Source organism: Leptospira perdikensis, from assembly GCF_004769575.1.
Taxonomy (GTDB): Bacteria; Spirochaetota; Leptospiria; order Leptospirales; family Leptospiraceae; genus Leptospira_A; species Leptospira_A perdikensis.
The window spans coordinates 514,166-535,349 of sequence record NZ_RQGA01000003.1; the positions used below are offsets into that span (position 1 = coordinate 514,166).

General features: G+C 37.4%; 20 protein-coding genes. 9 read left to right on the forward strand and 11 right to left on the reverse strand.

Going from position 1 to position 21,184, the window contains the following annotated elements:
• Positions 1-5: 5 nt before the first annotated feature.
• On the reverse strand, positions 6-1,403 hold the full coding sequence (locus EHQ49_RS03760; protein ID WP_135576486.1) for an OmpP1/FadL family transporter: 1,398 nt from the start codon (positions 1,401-1,403) through the stop codon (positions 6-8).
• A 45-nt stretch (positions 1,404-1,448) separates the two neighbouring features.
• Entirely contained in the window at positions 1,449-1,952 is a 504-nt protein-coding gene (locus EHQ49_RS03765) for a hypothetical protein (protein ID WP_135576488.1), read from the reverse strand.
• Positions 1,953-2,079: 127 nt separating this feature from the next.
• On the opposite strand from EHQ49_RS03765, the gene EHQ49_RS03770 reads away from it, so the two are divergent.
• Positions 2,080-3,333, forward strand: coding sequence for a U32 family peptidase C-terminal domain-containing protein (locus tag EHQ49_RS03770; RefSeq protein WP_135576490.1), 1,254 nt, complete (start codon positions 2,080-2,082; stop codon positions 3,331-3,333).
• Between the two features lie 294 nt (positions 3,334-3,627).
• Entirely contained in the window at positions 3,628-4,494 is an 867-nt protein-coding gene (locus EHQ49_RS03775) for a DUF4349 domain-containing protein (RefSeq protein ID WP_135576492.1), read from the forward strand.
• 74 nt (positions 4,495-4,568) lie between these two features.
• On the opposite strand, the gene EHQ49_RS03780 is transcribed toward EHQ49_RS03775, so the two are convergent.
• Complete coding sequence (locus tag EHQ49_RS03780) at positions 4,569-4,994, reverse strand: hypothetical protein (protein ID WP_135576494.1); 426 nt, start codon at positions 4,992-4,994, stop codon at positions 4,569-4,571.
• Positions 4,995-5,152: 158 nt separating this feature from the next.
• A complete protein-coding gene (locus tag EHQ49_RS03785; protein ID WP_135576496.1) occupies positions 5,153-5,602 on the reverse strand; it encodes a hypothetical protein in 450 nt (149 codons plus the stop codon).
• Positions 5,603-5,787: 185 nt separating this feature from the next.
• On the opposite strand from EHQ49_RS03785, the gene EHQ49_RS03790 reads away from it, so the two are divergent.
• From EHQ49_RS03790 to creD, 5 genes are all read left to right on the forward strand, one after another.
• Positions 5,788-7,782, forward strand: a complete 1,995-nt coding sequence (locus EHQ49_RS03790) for a methyl-accepting chemotaxis protein (RefSeq protein ID WP_135576498.1) — start codon at positions 5,788-5,790, stop codon at positions 7,780-7,782.
• A gap of 63 nt (positions 7,783-7,845) precedes the next feature.
• Positions 7,846-9,708: a gamma-glutamyltransferase family protein gene (locus EHQ49_RS03795; protein WP_135576500.1), complete on the forward strand. Its 1,863-nt coding sequence runs from the start codon at positions 7,846-7,848 to the stop codon at positions 9,706-9,708.
• A gap of 10 nt (positions 9,709-9,718) precedes the next feature.
• On the forward strand, positions 9,719-10,387 hold the full coding sequence (locus tag EHQ49_RS03800) for a response regulator (RefSeq protein WP_135576502.1): 669 nt from the start codon (positions 9,719-9,721) through the stop codon (positions 10,385-10,387).
• Positions 10,388-10,421: 34 nt separating this feature from the next.
• Positions 10,422-11,831, forward strand: coding sequence for a two-component system sensor histidine kinase CreC (gene creC, locus EHQ49_RS03805; RefSeq protein WP_279638116.1), 1,410 nt, complete (start codon positions 10,422-10,424; stop codon positions 11,829-11,831).
• 74 nt (positions 11,832-11,905) lie between these two features.
• The gene (creD, locus tag EHQ49_RS03810) at positions 11,906-13,234 is read left to right on the forward strand and encodes a cell envelope integrity protein CreD (protein WP_135576506.1); all 1,329 of its coding nucleotides are present in this window, start codon (positions 11,906-11,908) and stop codon (positions 13,232-13,234) included.
• 93 nt (positions 13,235-13,327) lie between these two features.
• On the opposite strand, the gene EHQ49_RS03815 is transcribed toward creD, so the two are convergent.
• From EHQ49_RS03815 to lsa14, 4 genes are read right to left on the reverse strand one after another with little or no spacing between them, the layout of a single operon-like run.
• The gene (locus EHQ49_RS03815) at positions 13,328-14,314 is read right to left on the reverse strand and encodes a hypothetical protein (RefSeq protein ID WP_135576508.1); all 987 of its coding nucleotides are present in this window, start codon (positions 14,312-14,314) and stop codon (positions 13,328-13,330) included.
• A gap of 3 nt (positions 14,315-14,317) precedes the next feature.
• Positions 14,318-14,653 (reverse strand): TRL domain-containing protein, encoded by a 336-nt coding sequence (locus EHQ49_RS03820; RefSeq protein ID WP_135577721.1) that lies wholly within the window; start codon positions 14,651-14,653, stop codon positions 14,318-14,320.
• Positions 14,654-14,655: 2 nt separating this feature from the next.
• Positions 14,656-14,973 carry a TRL-like family protein gene (locus EHQ49_RS03825; protein ID WP_135576510.1) on the reverse strand — a complete coding sequence of 106 codons (318 nt, stop codon included), beginning with the start codon at positions 14,971-14,973 and terminating at the stop codon, positions 14,656-14,658.
• A 13-nt stretch (positions 14,974-14,986) separates the two neighbouring features.
• Entirely contained in the window at positions 14,987-15,376 is a 390-nt protein-coding gene (gene lsa14 / locus EHQ49_RS03830) for an adhesin Lsa14 (RefSeq protein ID WP_135576512.1), read from the reverse strand.
• 508 nt (positions 15,377-15,884) lie between these two features.
• On the opposite strand from lsa14, the gene EHQ49_RS03835 reads away from it, so the two are divergent.
• Together EHQ49_RS03835 and omp85 are read left to right on the forward strand one after the other, a co-directional pair.
• Entirely contained in the window at positions 15,885-17,438 is a 1,554-nt protein-coding gene (locus EHQ49_RS03835) for a methyl-accepting chemotaxis protein (protein WP_135576514.1), read from the forward strand.
• 144 nt (positions 17,439-17,582) lie between these two features.
• On the forward strand, positions 17,583-19,103 hold the full coding sequence (gene omp85 / locus EHQ49_RS03840; protein WP_135576516.1) for an Omp85 family outer membrane protein: 1,521 nt from the start codon (positions 17,583-17,585) through the stop codon (positions 19,101-19,103).
• A 63-nt stretch (positions 19,104-19,166) separates the two neighbouring features.
• On the opposite strand, the gene EHQ49_RS03845 is transcribed toward omp85, so the two are convergent.
• The 3 genes from EHQ49_RS03845 to EHQ49_RS03855 form a co-directional block, all read right to left on the reverse strand.
• A complete protein-coding gene (locus tag EHQ49_RS03845) occupies positions 19,167-19,604 on the reverse strand; it encodes an OsmC family protein (RefSeq protein ID WP_135576518.1) in 438 nt (145 codons plus the stop codon).
• Between the two features lie 327 nt (positions 19,605-19,931).
• Positions 19,932-20,285, reverse strand: coding sequence for a DUF3703 domain-containing protein (locus EHQ49_RS03850; protein ID WP_135576520.1), 354 nt, complete (start codon positions 20,283-20,285; stop codon positions 19,932-19,934).
• A gap of 33 nt (positions 20,286-20,318) precedes the next feature.
• A complete protein-coding gene (locus tag EHQ49_RS03855) occupies positions 20,319-21,152 on the reverse strand; it encodes a HEAT repeat domain-containing protein (protein ID WP_135576523.1) in 834 nt (277 codons plus the stop codon).
• Positions 21,153-21,184: the final 32 nt, after the last annotated feature.

The following is a 21,184-nucleotide window of genomic DNA, read 5'->3' on the forward strand; positions in this document are numbered from 1 at the left end:
CCATTTTAAATCAGTTGTTCCATTCCAAGATAAATGCTAAATATGCTCATTTGTTTTTGATACGAAAATTGAAATGGATGAACTTCTGTACTAGAATATACGGAATGTGATAACGTCCAGTCTGAAGTTTTTCCACCATAGGTTTTTTTAGGGAATCCATATTCGCAAGCAATGTGTATTGTGGAATCATTCCAGGAAACACTTCCCCCAACAGATACATGATGTTCAATACTTGCACCTAACATTGGACTTACACCGCTAGCTGGAATGATATTTTTACCATAACTATATCCCATCCTACTTGTATAACGATCATTCCACTTGTATTCGGCACCTAGGGCAAAAATGGTCTGGTTTTTCCAGTTTAAATTGAATTGAAAGTTATTGGTTTCTACTCCAATGGGTGTTCTCATCCATACATCTTCCAATCGAAACTTACTTGAATTAAAACTTTCTGACCAAGGAACGTATTTGATATCAAAGTCGATCAGAAATCGATCGGTTCTGTATGATATTCCTATTACATGTTTGTCTGGCCAAATCATATAACGAGACACTCTTGTACCAAAAGATCTTTCGGGGGCATAACCGTCTATCTTCATGGTTCCATCCATAGGTAAAAGATTTCTTGTTGTATACGAATAGGCCACTCGGATGTTTTCTGTTATGTCATAAGAGGTTCCAATTTTTCCTCCCATAGTATAAGCGGAATCACTTTGGTAACGGATTCCACCGGGAATGGTAAGACTCCTTGTTTCATCTTGGTAGGTTCTTTTGAGTTCCATAAACCCATAAACAAAATCGATTCCTGCACCAATCGCAAAATTACCTCTTTTGTATCCAGCACCAAACGTTGATTTCATGGTCATAAATCTAAAATTTAAATCTTCAACCGCTTTTGTACTTTCGCCAATAATAGGAATATTTATTCCAAAAGTTTCGTTCAATGTCCTTCCGTCTGGTGTTTGTCGTTTGATATTTTTAAACTGACCACCGCCACCACCTTGTGCATACAAAGCAAATCCAATACTTATATTATCCGAAACCGGTTTGATGATCCCGATATAGGGAAGAACAGCTTTCGGATGTTCTACAATTGTATTTCGATACGATCGATTAGGGTCTACATCTACGTATTCATCATTATATTCTATGTTTGGTAAGTGAATTGCAGAACCTAACTCCCATTTGGTTCTTTTGGTTCTCGCTAAATGTGAGGGGTTTGATTCCAAATCCATCACAGATCCACCAATGGCTTGGAAGGCTCCTCCCATCCCGGCTTGTCTGGCACCAAAGGCGGGTTGCATGATTCCATGAAAGGCTTCCAGGTCTGTGTCCGAAAACCGAGGTCCTAAAATTAGAATGAGAATCATTAAATAAATGTAAGTGCGACTCAGAATCATTTACTTAAGGGAAAGATTGAAGCCTAGGCTGTCAAGGGGATAAAACTAAAGAAAAATTGAAAATCCTCTAGAGGCCAAGATTCCAAAGATTGCAATTGATACGGAGATCAGCAGATTGAACCTTCCAAAGAAAGCCGATGTTTTTCTATACCTTTCGTGACGACTGGGATCTGTGGTTAAGTAAACAAAGGTTTTTGGACCTGTTACAAAATCATGATACAAAGAAGATAAAAATAAAACGGTGAACAAACCTATTTTGGTTAAAAACATTAAACCAATGTTAGATGTCCATAATTCTAAACCTGACTCAAAATGGAAAAATCCTTTCTCAAATAATAAACCTGTTCCAGAAACAACAAAAATCAAAAAAATAAAGTAAGATATGTTTCTGAAATGTAATGCTGTTAATTGTAATAACTTTAATTTATGATCTTTGAATTCTAAATTTCGTATCACAGGCATGACAACAATGACATAAAAAATCATTCCACCAACCCAAATCATAGCTGAGAAAATATGGAGAATTAAAAGGATAAAGTAAAACAACATAATTTCTAAAGAATTGAATGTGTTGATTCGTTTGTCGTTTCCTTTTTTTGATTTAGAAATGATCTAAATTTGTAATATATATTTTTCTTTTTTAGAAAAGAAACTTCTTTTGGGATGGGTAAAGTGTATGTCCCAAATTAGAAAAATTCCAGAATTATTATTACCTGCAGGAAGTTTAGAAAAATTAGAAATTGCTTATCTATTTGGCGCGGATGCTGCATACTGTGGTGTTCCTAGATTTTCGTTACGTGCCAGAGAAAATGATTTTACCATGGAGGCTTTGGATGCGGGTGTAAACCTCGCAAGAAAACTTGGTAAAAAAATTTACTTCACGGTGAATAACATTCCAAGAAATTCAAAACTTCCATCCTTTCCAAAATACCTAGACCAGATGGCAACATTAAAACCGGATGCTTTCATTATGGCAGATCCGGGATTGATTTTAATGACCAAAGAATCACATCCTGAAATTGACATTCATATTTCTGTCCAAGCGAACACAATGAACTATGCTGCTGTTAAGTTTTGGAAACAATTTGGAGCCACTCGTGTTATTTTATCTCGTGAAGTATCCATTTCAGAAATTGCAGAAATCAAAAACCAAGTTCCCGATATGGAAATTGAAGTTTTTGTTCATGGATCGATTTGTATTGCTCATAGTGGTCGTTGTTTTATGAGTAATTATTTTAAAAAACGAGATGCCAATCAAGGTTCCTGCAACAATGCATGTCGAGATTTGTATCAAGTTTTTGTCACCAACCCAAAACAAAATGAAGAACCGATGGAACTCATCACAGACGAAGAGGGAACTTTTTTAATGAATTCCAAAGACTTACGTGCCATTGAGTTTTTGCAAGAGCTATGTGATGCGGGTGTTGACTCTGTAAAAGTAGAAGGTCGTACTAAAAACGATTATTATGTGGGAATGGTGGCTCGCAGTTATCGTCATACTTTAGATTCTATTGCACGAGGTGAATCATTTGATAGAAAGTGGTTACAGGAATTGGATAAAGTATCTTCTAGAAAGTACTTCTCTGGTTTTTTAACTCGAGGTATGGAAGATCGTGTCCCGGAAGAAGAAAGAGAATTTCAAAACAATGAATTTGGAACGAGTCTTTTTATGAGCCAAAAGTATGCAGGGCTCGTAAAAGAATATAATTCTGATACACAACGGATTGTCATTGAAGTCAAAAATAAAATCCAAAAAGGAGATGTGATGGAAGTGATCACAGCTTCTGATCCGGATGCATTGTCCTTTACTGTGGATCAAATTTTTTATAAAGAAAAACCTGTGGAAGTGATCAGTGGGGGAATGGGAACTGTGGAACTTGAGGTTCCGTTTGTCATTCCTTCAAAATCGTTTTTAAGTAAAAAATTGTAAGAGAAAATCGGTGGAATCAAATATTAAGGTGTTAGTAACTGCGTAAGTCCCCAAGCGAAGTTAGTCGTCAATTTTTGCGAAAGGGATTGTAGCGTAAATACTGCAATGCAACGGAAGTTAGGTGTATTTGTTCTGGTAGAAAATGAAAACCTTCTGTTGCTTTGCAGATTGGAGCGGAAAGCCCGGTCCAGCACCGGAGGGTGCTGGATTTGCCCCCAATTCCGATTTTTTTCATTTGAGAATTTGTCTAAGGAGAACTGTTAATAGAATATAGAAATGTAAGGTAAGGGTATTGTGAAAAATCTTTTTAAAGTTATTTTTTTCGTTCTGTTTGTGTTTTTCCTCAACTGTGGCAAAGAAGCTAACGAAGAATCGGCGGCTCCTTTAGAATCAGCAAAGATGTCCTCTGATGTGGCTATGGAGAAAAAAGTAGCACCGAGTGCTCCCAGAGCAGAAGAAACTCTTGATGCAGATTCCGCACCCAACCAACTGGGGCAAGTATTTGTTCCCATTCAAAATACTTCAGAACGATTACTTGAATACCAAGTTCAATTGAGTTATCAAACTCAAGACTTAATCAAAACAAGAAAGGACCTTCTAACTTTTATCACCAAATATGGATTTATCGAAAGTAGTTCTGCAGTGAATACAGACTCTCCTTATATGAATTTACGAGTCCATATTCGATCTGAAAAACTTTATGATGCACTGATTGAATTGGATAGTTATGGAGTATTACTGAGTGAAGATATTTCCACTGTAGATCATACGGAAGGAATGGTTTGGCAAAAAATAAAATCGAATCGAGAGAAAATTCGTTTAGGTCGACGTACGAATGCAAACAATCAAACTTCAGGTAATTCTAAAAACTGGGAAGCGATCGAAGAAGCGATTACAGATAGCGAAAACAATTTGGACCAGTCGGAACATGAAATTTGGAAAATCAAAGATAGGGTGAAATGGGCTACATTGAATATCAATTTTTCAAGTCCCATCCCACCCGATAAAATTCAAATACCAACTTATAAAAATGCATTCATAGGAATTCTAAATGTATTTTTAGAATTAACCTATTATCTCATTTGGATGATTCCATTTCTCTTACTTGCTGGTATTTTATACTTCCCTTTGAAAAAGGTTTATCATTACTTTAAAAAGTAATCGAGAGATCGAAGGAAACATAACAACTAAAGGTTACATTCTTTAGTTGTTAACGTTCGTCTTTGGTTGATTTTTTAATTACAACTTCCAGAAGAGAGATTAAACTGTTTTTTCTCTTCTGGATCTGCTATCGTTTTTCCATAGTCACTTTGTAATTTGAAACATGTCATACTGTTTTGTTTTTCTGCTTTTTGAAAACAATCGCAGATGACTGAAGTTTTTTCTTTTGTTGTCAAATTTGGATTGATTTCCGTACTACCAGCTAACTCTTGTTCGCATTTCTGAAGGGCGTTTAAATAGGATTCATATGATTTGGACCCTTTTTTTAGTGCTTTTACATGTTTTTCTCTTTGAGATAAACATTTCTTTTTATCGGATGTTTTATCGCTGGCTTTTGCTTGTTTTAAACAATCACAGAGTTCATTTGCTTTGGTTTCCGGATTGGCAACAATTACTGTGGTACATAAAAATAAGATAGAAACAAGGAGTTGTTTTTTCATTCCGGTGATTGTATCGTTTGCGATCGAAAGTCAAGAAGGATCTTGTTCTCTATTTAAAGAACAAGATTCATTGGTATCTAGGCAGTCGAACGGTTACAAGTGTAAGGGTTCGACTGCCACACACTATCGGAAGGACCAATCTCTAAGTTTGATCTGTTTCAAACCGAATAACTTCTGATCCAGGTTTCTGATTTTTCAGGATCATCAAAAAAATGTTCTGAATCCTTACCGAATCGACTTTCGTATTCGTTTATTTTATAACTATCGTGGTGACAATGAACTGCTGCAAAACATTCGATTTCGTTTTCGGATGTTAGTTTTAATCCTTTTGCCTCTTCAAATAAATCTAAATAGCCAATCCTCCAATTGTAGCGGCTAAGAAGAAGTGGGATTATGTCCCGATAAGCTTTGTGTGCAGAGACAGAAGCTGGGTTTAGGCCATGTAAGTTTACAAAGATTTTAAACTTTGTTCCTTGGGGTAGATCCGCAAATGTTTTGTTCAAACTTTCTTTCCATTTGGAAATATCAGTTTCTGTTACAGCTCCGGATAAACGAGTGGTGATGAGATTTGTTTGTTTTTCCCATTGAGTATAGATTTCAGGATTCATAGAAATTGGACTTAGGGATTAATCCCTAACTCATTAGAAAATGAAATTTTTTATCAGAATGATTCTAGGTAGGTAGGTTGCCAAAAAAACTACGATTCCAAATTCTTACAAATGGGTGTAGTGGTTAGTTCTAAAAAAAAGACACAACGAATCACAGTCAATCGAAGAAGGTTTGGGGAAAATTTATGCAACGTAATTCTATCAAGTTCATACTGTTATTGAGTGGAGCATCCATTCTTTTTATCATCAGCTGTTTAGTTGGTGGAGTCGCTTACTACTTTGGCCAGAAAAAAATAAAAGAGGCTTATGTAGGACAAATGCAAGGTATTGTAGAGGTTGTCGGTCAAGAGATTGATGATTTCTTTGTGAACCATGTGAACGTGATTAAAACAGTTGCCAATGACCAAAGGACCATAACTTCGATAAAGACGGGAAAACCAATCGCGCAGTCCTATTTTAAAGAAATAAATGATCGTTATGGAGTTTATGAAAACGTCTACACTCACACCTACGATAATGACCCTCGTGTAGTTGCTGATGCTACAGGTCAGGCTATCGGTTGGAAGATGAAACCAGAAGATATGGATCCTGCAGAACTCAAAGCAGGAAAAGAAAAAAGATATTTTATTGGAAAACCCATCCTAAATCCACTTACAAATAATCCCGTTGTTACTATCACCTATCCAGTGTATGATGGTGAAAAGTTGATTGGAAACGCTGGCCTTGCTCTTTCGTTGACAAACTTAACTGATAAGGTGATTAATAAAATCAAAATCGGTCGAGATGGATACGTTGTTATTTCTACAAAGGCTGGTCTACTGATTGCTTTAAAAGAGAAAAAACAGATTCTAAAGTATGATTTGTCTAAAGATGAATCAGGTGCTCGTATGTTAAATTTAAAAACAGGTGAGGTATTAGAGTTTGTTTATTTAGAAAGGGATCACCTTGCGGTGAATCATCACTTAAACGATTGGGGAATGGTGATTATCGCCGTCCAACCGCAGGAAGAAATCAAAGAGGCACTTTTTGAATTATTGATTATTATTGGAATTTCTACCGTCATTATTGCTCTCCTATCCATATGGATGTTGTATGTATTACTCAGCAAACGATTGAATCCACTTGAGGATGTAAGTAATATTTTCAAAGCAATGTCTGATGGAGATTTAACTTCCTCCATTAAAGTTGTTTATGATGATGAAATTGGACGTATGGGTCAAGGACTCAATACTTTCATTGCCAGTTTGAGAAAGTCATTTGAAGAAATTCAAAGAATTACAATTGAATTGGCTGCCTCATCCGAAGAATTAACATCTTCTTCTAACAACTTTGCAACAGGAGCACAATCTACTGCAGCTTCTTCCGAAGAGATGTCTGCAACCATTGAGGAAATGTCTGCAGGAATGGATCATATTGCAGCTTCAACGGAAAGACAATTTGGAAACTTTGCTAACTTTCATGCTAAGATTAGAGAACTCTCAGAAAGTATTCGTAAGATTGGATCTGAAATTGAAAGTACTTTAAAGTTAGCAGAATCCATTTCTGACCAAGCTAAAAAAGGGGAAGAGTCTATTCAGGGTATGAGCCAAATGATTGAGAATATCCTTCATTCCTCAGGGGAAATGACAGCTATCATTCAAATCATTAATGAAATCTCTGACCAAACTCAATTATTAGCTTTGAATGCTGCGATTGAAGCTGCAAGAGCTGGTGAAGCAGGAAGAGGGTTTGCTGTCGTTGCCGATGAGATTTCTAAACTTTCAGAAAAAACGGCTTCTTCCATCAAGTCCATTGGAACTATGATCACGAAAAACAATCGAGAATTGGATTCCGGGGCAAATGCCATTCGATCTTCTGCCGAAATGTTACACAATATCATTCAGAATGTAGAAACAGTCAGTGGAGCAATGAATAAATTGTATTCCGTCACTTCTGCTCAAGAGTCCATTAAACGAGAAGTAGACGAAGGCGCAGAAAAAATGGGAATGGATGCTGAAACAATCAAACTCTCTACTAATGAACAGAAAAGAGCGGTGCGAGAAATTTCGGATGTGATTCTCCAAATCAACGAACATACGTTAAGTACGGCTTCTGGTTCGGAAGAGATGTCATCCTCTGCACAAAACTTAGCTTCCACTGCAGAGATTTTGAAAGGGATCACCGAACGATTTAAATTGTAAAATTTGGTTCGACATAAAATCAAAATTTGCCATTGTTTTTTCAAATTGTAATTTGAGGATTCCATGGCAAATTCGTTGAAGTTTTTTATCTCTCTTATCATTTCTATTTTTTTATTTCAATGTTTGGGAAGTCGTCGTCCGCTTGTTCCTTCTTATGTGGATCCGCAAGGTAGTTTACGTGATGCGGTTGTCGGTAAAAAGTTTATGGTGTCCACTGGGAACCCATTGGCCACTCAGGCTGCGATTAAAGTATTGGAAAGCGGTGGCAATGCAGTTGATGCAGCCGTTGTCGCACTCTTAGTATTAAATGTAACCAATGGAGAAGCCGCTAGTTTTCCCTCCGTTGCACCTACCTTAGTTTACGATAAAAAATCAGGACAAGTCAAAAGTTATATTGGAGCAGGAACTGCACCAAAGAAAGCAAACATCGAATGGTTTAAAGAAAAGGGGTACGATGTGATGCCCAAAAATTCGATTTTGACCCAGTTATTGCCCGCATCTCCAGACGTCATTGTACGATTGTTGCAAGATCATGGAACAAAAACTTTTTCAGAATTGGTAAAGCCCGCAATTAACGTAGCAGAAGAAGGATTTCCAGCCAACCGAATCTTGGTGAAAAACTTAGACTTACCTTTATATAAACGTTTAGGTTTTACATTGATTATGCCTTACAATTCGGAAGTTTATCTTGAAAAAAAATGGTGGTATGGAATTCGAGAAGGGGAATTAACCAAACGATTGGATCTGGCAAAAACATGGAAGTCTATGGCCGAAGAAGAAACTCAATCTTTAAAAAGAGGAAAGAGCAGAAAACAAGCGTTAGAATCGGTAAGGGACTATTTTTATAAAGGCCCTATTGCCGATGCCATTGTAAAGTTACATACAGATAAAAATGGCCTTATCACTAAAGAGGATTTGGTAAACTATGCAGGTGGTTGGGAAAAACCTGTCTCCGGTGAGTTTAAAGAATACAAAATTTTATCAAACCAAACTTGGACTCAAGGACCAGTGGTTCCTATGGTTTTGCAACTGTTAGATGGTATCGATCTTAAATCAATGGGCCATAATTCGCCGGAATACATCCATACAGTGGCACAAGCGATTGAACTTGTTGTTGCCGATAGAGAACAATACTTTGGAGATCCAAAATATGTAGATGTTCCGATTGATGGTTTACTTTCCAAAAAGTATGCTACACTCAGAAGGAAACTGATTCAAAAAGATGCCTTTGGAGCCACACCTCCTTTCGGAAATCCTTGGGTGTTTGATACAAAAAAACCAAACGCAAATAAAATACAACCTAACGAAACCAAGGAACAATCAATCAGTGAAATTAAATATGGTAAAGACACCACTTATTTGAGTATTGTGGATGCAACAGGGAATGCAGTTTCTCTCACTCCAAGTGATTTTCCTCAGTCACCTATGGTCCCTGGAACGGGGCTTACTTTAGGAATTCGTATGACACAATTCCGTTTGGATCCAAACCATCCTTCGGCTCTCGCTCCCGGAAAACGACCACGAATCACACCCAATCCTGGAATGGTGTTGAAACAAGGAAAGTTGTGGATGAGTTTTGGAACACCTGGTGGTGATGTCCAAAGCCAAGCTATGATTCAATTTTTTTTGAATGTTGTAGTTTTTGGAATGGATCCACAAAAAGCAGTAGAAGCACCTAGGTTTCGTTCGGTGAACTGGCCGGATAGTTTTTCACCACATAGTTACAGGCCGGGTGGAATTGAATTGGAAGAGTCTCTCTATGCGATAGTTTCCGAGCCTTTAAAAACAAAAGGTTATAAGGTATATAAAAAAGGCCACTTAGATAATGATTTAGGTTCCATCTGTGCAGTGTTAAATGATGATAAATCCAAAAAACTCATCGGAGTGGCTGACCCTAGAGAAGAGTCCTGGGCCGAAGGAAAATAAATTTTCACCAATGACAAAAATACTTCTGATAGAAGATGAACCAGGAATTCAGGAGACCATCCAAATCACATTGGAATCGGAAGGTTTTTTGGTTTCTGTGGCTTCCACTGGAAAAGAAGGGATTCAAAAAATCTCCAATGATATTTCTCTCGTTGTGCTTGATATAGGTTTACCTGATCAGAACGGTTTTGAGGTTCTAAAAGAAATTCGAAAATCGTTTCAAACGCCTGTTATCTTTCTAACGGCCAGAAATACGGAGATCGATAAAGTTTTAGGATTGGAGATTGGGGCAGATGATTATATAGTAAAACCATTTAGCCCAAGAGAACTTTTAGCGAGAATTCGTGCTATATTAAGACGGACCACACAAACACAAACTTTGGAAGATCATAAACTTCGGATTTCATTGGATAAAAAATTGGTTTATTTTAATGGGAAAACGTTAAATCTTTCACCTTACGAATACAAAACTATGGAACTGTTTTTTAAATGGCCCGGTCGAATTTTTACCAGAGAAGAAATTATGGACAACGTTTGGACAGAACCAGAAGATAGTTTCGACCGCGCGGTGGATACAGTTATCAAAAACATCCGTGCCAGGTTTAAAGAAATTGAAAATGACTTCGACCCGATTGAAACAAGAAGGGGACAAGGTTATGGATTGAAGGAAAAAATATGAACCTTTGGATTCGAATCATCGTTAGTTTTTTTTTATCCTAAGTATTGGATTTTATTATTTAATCGATAAAACAGAAGAATCAATTCGTCCTCGTTACATGGAAACTGTAGAGGAATCTCTAAATGACACGGCTCACATTTTATCTGCGATTGTGGAAGAACGATTGGAACAAAATCCTTTTGCCTATCGTTCGTTCCCAACTACACTCCATTCGTTATTTGCACCGGTATTCGAAAACACAAACAAACGCTCCTTTGAAGCAAAGATTTATTCTCTTCTAAAAACAAATACAGACATTCAAGTATATATCACCAATGAAAAAGGAATTGTAATTTTTGATTCTGAAGTTTATAGGGAAGGGCTCGATTATTCTAAGTTTAATGATGTGTATTTAACTCTCCAAGGGAAGTACGGAGCACGTTCTAGTAAACTCATTGATACAGAAGGAGAAGGTGCTTTGTTTGTTGCATCACCTATCCGATTCAAAAACCAAATCGTTGGAGTTCTCACTGTAATCAAACCTAAAACCGGTGTGATTCCCTTCATCGAAGAAGCCAAAAAAAAGTTTTGGCGTATATCGCTCCTTGTGGCTTCAGCAATTGCAATCCTTTTTAGTTTACTTGCTTATTTGAGTTTTCGTCCTATTTTACGCCTGTCGAAGTATGTGAGTTCTTTGCGTAAAAAAGAAAAGGTTGTGTTCCCAAAGATTGGGATTCGTGAATTGAATGAACTAGGAAAGGAAGTGGATTTACTTGTCGAAGAAATTGAAGGTAAAAAATATATAGAATCGTATATACAAACTTTGACTCATGAAATTAAAAGTCCTCTATCTTCCATACTTGCTTCTGTAGAACTTTTACAATCTCATCCAAACGAGGCCAGTCGTCTTACCAAAAACATTCATGAAGAAGGGAAACGAATCCAAAAACTCATTGAACAAATGTTAGAGCTTTCTTCCTTGGAGGGAAAAAAAACGATTTCTTTAGAAGAAAGAGTTCTTCTGTATGATTTAGTCCAGGAAGTCATTCTTAATTTCCAATCCGAATTAGAATGGAAGTCCATCCAAGTGGTGGTAAACTCAGAAAATCAATCCTGGGTAGTAAAAGGAAACCGAAATTATTTATACTTAACTATCGAAAATTTAATTAGAAACTCTTTCGACTTTGCTAATGAAAACGATACCATTACCATTGAAATTCGGGAAGAAACAGATGGTTTTCTTAAGTTTTCTGTGATGGATGAAGGACATTCAATTCCTGATTATGCACTTACCCGAGTAACAGAAAAATTTTATTCATTACCAAGACCAAATAACAATCGTAAAAGTTCCGGACTAGGGCTTAGCATTGTAAACCAAATTGTTGAACTTCATGGTGGTAAGTTTGCGATCCAGAATCGAAATCCTCGTGGGGTTCTCGTTTCAATTTTTTTTCCAAAAAACTAGATCCTCACAGAATCCTCACATTCAGAACATAAAAGACTCACGATAAAGATCTATTCTAGAGATAGGAGATTTTTATGAGTAAACTACAAACATCTGTCAACCTTCGTCTCGCCATCCTCGGCGGTATGGTTTTATTATTTATCATACCACTTGTGATGATTGGTTCCTTAATTGATGAAAGAAGTGCCGCAAGAAGCCAAGCTGTAACGGAAGTCGGTGAAAAATGGGGAACAAACCAAACCATAGTTGGCCCTATTCTTATGATACCTTACAATGTCAGAACTCCAAAGTCTGGTTCTACGAAGGAAAAAGACAAATGGGATTATGTTACCGATTATGCTTATTTTTTACCAGAGGAATTGGATTCTGTGGTGGAAATGAAAACAGAACTGCGTAAAAGAAGTATCTACGAAATTCCATTATATACAAGTAAGATGAAGATTACAGGAAAGTTTTCATCCATTCTTTCATCAGATTTTCCTATCGATACAACGTATATTTATTGGGATGATGTTCGACTCATTGTTTCTGTTTCTGATTTAAAAGGACTCGGAGGGGAAATGAAATTATCTTTGTTTGGAAAAGATAAAAAGTTTTTACCTGGAACTAGGTCTTCTTTTTTCCATTCGGGACTCAATGCGCCAGTTGTGATCACAGAGACTGGTAACTCCATCCCATTTGAAATTCAGATGGAAATCAAAGGTTCCGAATCTCTTTCCGTGATCCCTGTAGGAAAAAAATCCAAACTAGTTATGAATTCTGATTGGAAGGATCCATCATTCAATGGAAACCTTTTACCAAAAGATCGATCGATTCATGATAACGGTTTTTCTGCAGTTTGGGAATCTTCTTACTTTGCAAGATCTTATCCACAAGTGATTCATTCCATGGACACTTTGATTCTTGATACAATTTTAAATTCAGGATATGGAGTGAGTTTGGTGATTCCTGTAGACCATTATTTAAAAATGGAACGATCGGTAAAGTATGGACTTCTCTTTATTGTAACCAGTTTTGCTTTGTTCTTTTTAATGGAAGTATTTGGTGGAGTACTTTTACATCCCATTCAGTACATCTTAATTGGATCGGCAATGGTTTTGTTTTATGTTTTGAACTTATCCTTTTCGGAACACTTGGGATTTTTGCCAGCTTACATTCTATCGAGTTTGGCGGTGACGGGACTTATTGGATACTATGCCATCAGTGTATTAAAAAATAAACGTAAAGGGTTGGTCACCGCTTCCTATTATTTAGTTTTGTATTCCTTTCTTTATGTTATTCTGGCATCAGAAGAACAAGCCTTACTTCTTGGATCTATGGCCCTCTTTATGGTCCTTGCGACCGTCATGCATTTCACTCGTAAGGTAGATTGGTATCAGTTTGGATTAAAAAAAGAAGGTTAATCGGTGATTACGAAATTTGAAATACAAAAGATAAATATTCGTTAGTAGAAAAAAAACTAACAGAGACTAGAATCTCTGTTAGTTTTTATAAATTTACTCGCCGAAACTTTTGGAAAATTCGAGCGTAAAATTGAGAGCTGTGAAATCAAATTTTGTAGTTTGAGAACCATCCCAAGCCGAATATAAAACTGTGGCAGTCGGTGAGTTCCCTAGAGAAAGGTAGTTTTGGTATTTCACCTTCATACTTTCTTTAGAGTATCCCCATTTAGCAGCAAACCACGAAGAAAATCGAAACACAAAGTCGAGTGTTTGTTTTGTTCCCGTGTAACTTGCATCGCCACCGGAGTAACCAAGACCTGCAGTACCAAGTGATGAAACTGATGTAGTGATTCGGGAATCACTACCGCTTAAGGAATAGAACTGTTGACCCAAATGAATCTCAAACCATCTCAATGGTTTAATTTCTAGGTGGATACCAGGTACAATTCCTTTCACGTTTAGATTTGTATCTCTAGGTTGGTATATAAGGAAAGATTGGGAACCAAATCCAACTGGGATAAATCCGTAAGAAACTAGTGGTGTAGTAGTCAATTGATCAACTGTTACATGTCTTAAACTAGCACCAATGTTGAAGTATGGATTCACCGGATGGAAATAGGCAACTCCCAAACTCTTTTTGTTTTCGGTGAATTGCGTACGATAAGGATCTGCTTCTTCCGACTTTTTTAGATTCACCAATACCCTTGATTCGTAAAAAACACGAAACTTATCTTGGTATCGATACTCTAATTCCCGGGTGTTGGCACTTCCGTCGAACTTAGGCATCTGTTGTGAATAATTGATTAGATTATTAAAAGTGACACCGTTGAACAACATATAGGAAAGATCTTCATTCCTTACAAAATCTTTTTCTGGAATGAGAAGACCACCAGCACTCCCTGTAGAACGGAAGTATACTCGGTGTTTGTCTGGTTGTCTTACTTCTGGCAATTCATGTGTTGAGTCATAGTCTTTGGCAAGAAGGTTGCCAAAGGACAAAAACACAGCTACCAAAATTAGGATGATTTTGTTATGGGACACGGTTTATTCCCCCCAAACAATCACACATTCGCGATAGAAAAGTCCGAATGGTAAAATCGTCAAAGATTCTCTGTCTATGACAGCAATCTTTTTGATGCCTGCATGTTGTGCGGCTTCTTCAATAGAGTTACCTGCACCGTAGAAGAAAATATTCACACCAATACCTGATAAACTGCAGGATTTTCCCGATTTTTCTACTTTAGCAGAGGTTACCATGTTTCCAGTAGCATCCCCATTTAAATGTTGGGTGGTGTTAGAAAACAAATAAGCAGGAAGTGGAGTGGTCACACAGTTTGTAAATAGTGCTAAACTGATAATTGAAAGTAAAAGGTATTTCATCATTATTCTCCAGATACAATTGTACAATAGTTACGGAATAAACCGGTGAAGACAGATAGGGAAGAGTGGTCGATTGTTGCAATTTTGCTGATTCCGTTTTTGTTGGCTACGGATCCAGCACCAGCATCACCCGCACTAAAAAGATAAAGGACAGTGAATTGACATCCTTTTCCTTCTTTTGTCGCCTTTACATTGTTTTCCGCATTGAATGTACCTGCAAACTTTGTGGAGCTAAAAATAAAGCCGTGAGTTGGGCCAATCGCACAGTTGGCGAATAAAAATACAGATAAAAGAGAGATAAATACTAATTTCATTTTCATTGGGAACCTCCGCTTATGATCCTTTAACAATAATACAGACTCTATGGTAGACGTAACCTGCTACAATGCCGAGTTGTTCATAATCTAAATAGGCAACTTTTGTGATGTTTGCAGACTTTTTCGCAGTTTCAATTGAAGAATCTCCAAAGGAAAACAAGTGTAATATGGAATGGCTACAACCTCTACCTTCAGATGTTCCCTCTGCATTGAACCCTAGAGGGCCAGGAACAAATGTTTTGTGGAAGAATAGTCCACCTTTTGAAACAGTTGATTCGGTTGCGTACTCCCGTGTTGGGTTTGTATTTGCACTTGGCACAAAGGTTGCGTGGAGGGAACGGCCCGTACAATTTTGTGTTAGTAATATAAATGTGAGTGAGATGGCAAAGAAAATGCTCTTTTTCACATGATTCTCCTGATGATTTTTGACAGTTGTATTTTTGATTCTATTTCGTGTCAATCGTGTTGAGGTTTTTAATGAAATACTAACAAAGAAAAAGCGGTCTTGTAGTGAAAAATAGGTATATTTTAATTTCAGATGATTCTAATGGGCAATAAAAAGCCTAATAGTTGTCTTGTGGGGAGAGAATGATTGCCGTTAGTTTGTGTTTTTTTGCAGAAATGATTCTAAATTCTAAAAAAAAGAATTTTTGAAACAGAGGACAGTCGGACCTCTGTTATGTTATCAATTTGAATCCTATTGGAAAATTTAGATCTTCTCTTCGTCCTATTTTTACTGCAATGAACATTGTTCAGTTCCGCTGAATCGATATAGGAAAATCCTCAGAGCCAGGAAACCTTTTTCGTACATTCCCTGAAAAGGACCCCTCTCCATGGGAAAGGACGTTTCTTGCCAACGGGTTTGCTTCTCAAAAAATGGCCTAAATCTAAATTTCGCGTAAAGAAGGCCCTGTTTGTTTGCTAAATTTTTTGTTTCAAAAAACGTGATGACGATTTCCGAAGATCTTTTTACAGAAGTGATGTTACGAAACAACAAACGTATGTTTCTATCGTTTCTTTCGATCCTTGCCCTTGCGAATGTAGCAACACTTTCCATCAAAATGGCCGGAAAAGGTTCCGAATACCTTACTTACGAAAGTATTCTTATCGAATTTGTTTTGGCTACTTCCATATTGATTTTTGGATTTTTACTTTCTAGTAAACTCAAAACACATTGGGCTTCAAGTTATATATCAATCACCGGTGTTACACTTTGTTTACTGGTTTTTCAATATGTGATATATGGTGCGACTGAACTTGCAGCCACATTCTATATATCTTTTGTTTTGAGTGTTTTGTATTTCAATCGTAATGCCTCTATATATAACTTTATCCTTATTATTGTATCTGAAATAGTTTTGTTTGCTTTACGACCAGAATTAATTCCTGGTGGTCCAAGAAGTAATATCATCGTAAGATTTCTTATTTTTGTTTGGGTAGGAATTGGTGCGACTGTTGGAGCAACGGCAACGAGAAACCTATTAAACCTAGCAGTTGAAAAACAAAAAGAGGCAAAGAAGGCTTTAGATAATTTGTTGAATATGGCGAAAACCATTCTGCAAACTATTGATTTGATGAAACAGCAGATTAAAAATCAGGATACTATTTCGGATGAATTAAAACAAATTTCTGAACACCAAGCATCATCCCTTTCAGAAATATCTATTTCCTTAAAAGAATTATCTTCCAAAGCAGATTCAAATAATAAAATCGCCAAATCATTGTATAATGAGTCGGAAGTATCCATTCAATCAGTGAATGATTTAAAGGCCATTAATGAAACGGTTCAAACAGGAACCGGAAGGATTTATAAAAATTTAGATGTAGTTATGGGTTATTCCAATGATACAACCGAACACATTCATCTTTCTATTAATAAGTTTAACATTCTTAAAGAAAAAAGTACGGAAATTTCTGATTTTGTCTCTGTGATCAATGACATTGCAGACAAAGTAAACTTGTTATCTCTCAATGCAGCGATTGAAGCGGCAAGGGCGGGGGAACATGGCCGAGGGTTCGCTGTAGTAGCGGAAGAGATCTCTAAACTTGCTGCTGCAACCACTCGTAATTCCAAAGAAATATCAAAGATCATTCAAGAAAATCTTTCGCTTATTGGGGAAAGTAGCGAACTCATCAATCGTTCATCGAGTATGATGGGAAAATTGGACTCTGCCATTGGAGTCATCAAAGATGAAATCACAGGGGTCGGTTCCAAAATTGTCGAAATAGACAAAGCGATAGAAACCATAGATAACCTAAACATTCGAATTTACGAAACCAGTAAAACCATCGAAAATTCTACGAATTTCCAAAAGATTGCTACGGAAGAGTCCACAAAAATCACGGAGAACATTTCAGAATACGCGACCAACATAGTCGAAATTTCCAAACAAATTTCAGAAAGTAGCAAATCAACCGGGGGAATCATTGTCAAATTGGACTCCATGGCCAAGGAAATGGCAAATTAACCGAACGGATCTCTATTTTTAATGTTCAAAACCTGTACACCCAGGTTATTTCTGTTCTGATAAAAAGTGAGTGGGAACTCATTTCCTGGTTGACCGATCTTCTTACGTACGTAACGTCCATGGGTTGTGTCCACTTGCACAACTATGAACCGAAACCTAAGCTTTGTTCTTTTCTTTATCGTTTGGTTTTCCTTTGTTATCCCGGCTTCTCTTTCTGCCCAGGAATACATACCCAGCGCGGGTTGTGAAAAAGACCCTCCACCAAAAAACCTTCCCTTTCCGATGGATCCGACCAAACAACTTTGTAAAAAGGACATCGAAGACAAAAAAGAAAGTTGGTATCCAACTGGTTTGCCTTTGATCAATTCCGATCCAAATGAAGGGATTGGATATGGGGCTCGTGCTTATATCTATGAAAACGGAAAAAAATCCGATCCCCTTTTTTATTATACACCGTATCGTATGCGGGTTTTTGCGCAGTACTTCAATACCAATAAAAATGCCCAATACCATCAAGTGAGTTTGGATATGCCATTCATTGCTGATACGCAGTGGCGTCTTCGAGCTGATCTTTTTCTGACCATCACACCAACCACGTTGTATTTTGGAATTGGTGAAGAAACAATGAAACCGTTATCTTACTTGGAAAGAAACCAACCTGATGGAAGACATATTTTAAATGCAAGTTATATGGACCAAGAAAATAATTTAACTTACTTTCGACCTGGAACAAGTTCTGATCCAATTAGTTTTGGTGGTAAAAGTTATTCTGGATTTCCACAAACTCCTGGTTATGTGGTAACGGATAAAATGTACAATCGTTACACCATAGAAACACCAATGGCCACTGCAAGTACGGAACGTTCCTTTGTGGGTGGAACAGTAAGACTTGTGGCAGGTTTTAAGTTTTCGAACAATATTGTAAGAACTTATGATGGTCGTTTGGCACGCGGTGTAGACCCACTTCTTGGTGGAGATCATACCGCAGATGTTCCCAATGGAAAAACTCGTCTAACCGAAGACTATGAAAGCAAAAAAATACTAGGATACAATGGCGGTTATGTGAATTCGCTTCGGATAGGTCTCGTTTACGACACTAGAGATTTTGAACCCGATCCAAACTCTGGGATTTTTGCCGAGGCAACTTACGAAAAACATACAAAGGCGATTGGATCTGAATATGATTATCAAAAATACTTTGCACAAACAAAACTCTTTTGGAGCCCTTTCCCTAAGGTATTTGATAAATTAGTTGTGGCCAACAGGTTTGGTTTGGGTGTGACAGATGGAGAATCTCCATTTTATGAATATAGAAATATGTGGGGAACGGAAGGATTGGTTGGGGGTCTTGGAGGACTCCGGACACTGCGAGGTTTCAAACAAGATCGCTTTGTGGGCCGAGCCATGGGTTGGGGTAACACAGAAGTTCGTTGGAAATTTGCAGAAGCAAGGATTGGTTCTGAATTCTTTGCTTTTAACTTAGTTCCTTTTTTTGATTACGGCCGTGTTTGGGACGATGAACATAAATTAGGTTGGAAAGGTTACGCTTATTCTCGAGGTATCGGTTTACGAATTGCTTGGAATCAAGCAACCATCATCATGATCGATTACGCAAAGTCTAGAGAAGATGAGCAGGTATTTGTCAACTTTAGCCATGTTTTTTAGTTAGAAAAAACAAAAGGGACACCAATGTTTGAATCAAACCGTTGGTGCCCCAACTACAATCCATCAACCTGCAACGACCACTTGGTTGAGTACAGGAACTCCTGAAAGACTATCCTTCACCGGACATACCTTGTGAATGTGGGTTAGAAGGGCATCGATATTTGCTTTCGGAGAATCACTTTCAATGTTCACCCGGTAACGAATTTCGGAAAACCCTGGCCTAACATCCGATAAACCTTGGAATCCATCTAAATCCAAATCTCCTTCGGCAAACACTTGAAAATCTTTTAATTCCACTTGGTGTGCAGGCGCAAAAACAGAAACCAAAACCCCAACGCAGGAAGCAAGTCCACCTAGTAGATGTTCAACGGGGTTAGCTCCCAAATCACTTCCCCCTAAAAATTCAGGTTCATCAATCACCCATTTGTGTTGCCTTGATTCCAGGTTCAATTTTAGGCCACCGGCCCAGGACGCTTTTGCTTCAAATAATGTATTCGCCATTTGATTCCTCCAAATTGCTTTTTACTGAACTTGGTAAAATCCGAAAGACCGGCAAATTCTATATTCGCTATAACAGACAATTTGTCTAATATTGCATAGTATATGGTTCGAACTTCTGATACTTTGGACATGGCAGACGGTGGGGGTGCCTCGAATGGAACGCAAGAGAAAGATGGGATTTTAAAACCGACCGGGCTACTCCAGGGTCCGCTTTCGCTCCCGTCACCAACCATCTAACGATGGTAGGTGACCAAGCCTTCCGTATCCCTGGCACAAACATTGATCATTCATTGAAAACGTTTTTTGGATTTAGATTCCTAAAGATGATTAGTTCTCACCTGCTCTTTCGAATAGAACTTTCAAATCTCCCTCGATTGGTAATACCTGCATAATTCCAATATTGGCTCCGCCTGTGTTTCCGATTGGGGCACGACCGAGTAAAGATCCAATCCCGGCAACAGCGATCCGTACGAGTTGTCCTAAAATTTCATGTTTGTCTTTTTTGCGAATTCCTACCTTTAACATCCACCAATGATTATAAGTATGAGGAAAAACAAACCTTTGTCCAAGAATATGAGCCCGTTCTAAATGAAAAAAAGATTCTGTATATTTCGATTGTTTGTATAGATTTTTTGCTTTGTTCATTTCCACTTCGAAAGCCTGTTTTAGGATCGGATGCATGTTGGTTCTTTCCTTGTTTGGTAAAATGAGAAATTATTTTGAAGATTTATCTTTGAACTTTAGAGCATTTTTGTAATGTTCGTTTGCTTCTGCTAAATTTCCTTTTTCTGTTTCTAAATCCCCAAGACCTTGATACACTGCACTTTTGTTTGGAAATTTTGATTCTAATAGGTCCGTATAAATTTTTTCTGAATCATAAAAGTTTTTGATGAGGACAAGTGCATTTGCTTTGAGAAATAAATTGTTTTGATTTGTCGGTTCGATTTCTAACGCTCTATTGATGTAGTGGAGCGTACTTCCATAGTGACCCAATTTAAATTCGCTTTTTGCCTTTGTTGTTAATTTTTTTACGTTTGTATCTTCCGAGATGTCTTCCAACTGCAAATGAGAATAGTCTTGTCCAGATAGGCCTTCTAAAACTACGATTACCGCCGACCTTTCTCCTTTTTCCAAATTATGAATGTATTTTTCTAACACAGGAATGGCACGTTTGTCTGGGATGGTTTCAAATGCCAAGGCAGCACAATACTTTGCATGATAATAACTATCTTCCTGGATAGTCATTAATAGATATTTGGTGACTTCTTCTGTTTCCATCCAACTTAGAGCACGAATCACTGTAAAACGAACATGATCACTACTTTCTTTTTTTAAAAGAGAGGCAAGTGCAGGAATGTATTTGGGATTTTTAGATAAACCTAAACATGTGATTCCCTCAATACTTGTTGGTTCTCGAAAGCCATATTCACTTCCATTAGTGGCAAGTTCTAAACATCTATCTAAATGATCATCTTCGTTTTCAAGAGCTTGGAGGTTTACGGAAATGAGAAAACTTGTTATGAAAATTAAAAAGTAATATCGATTCATATTTAAAAATTAATCATATAGGTAGATTCAAA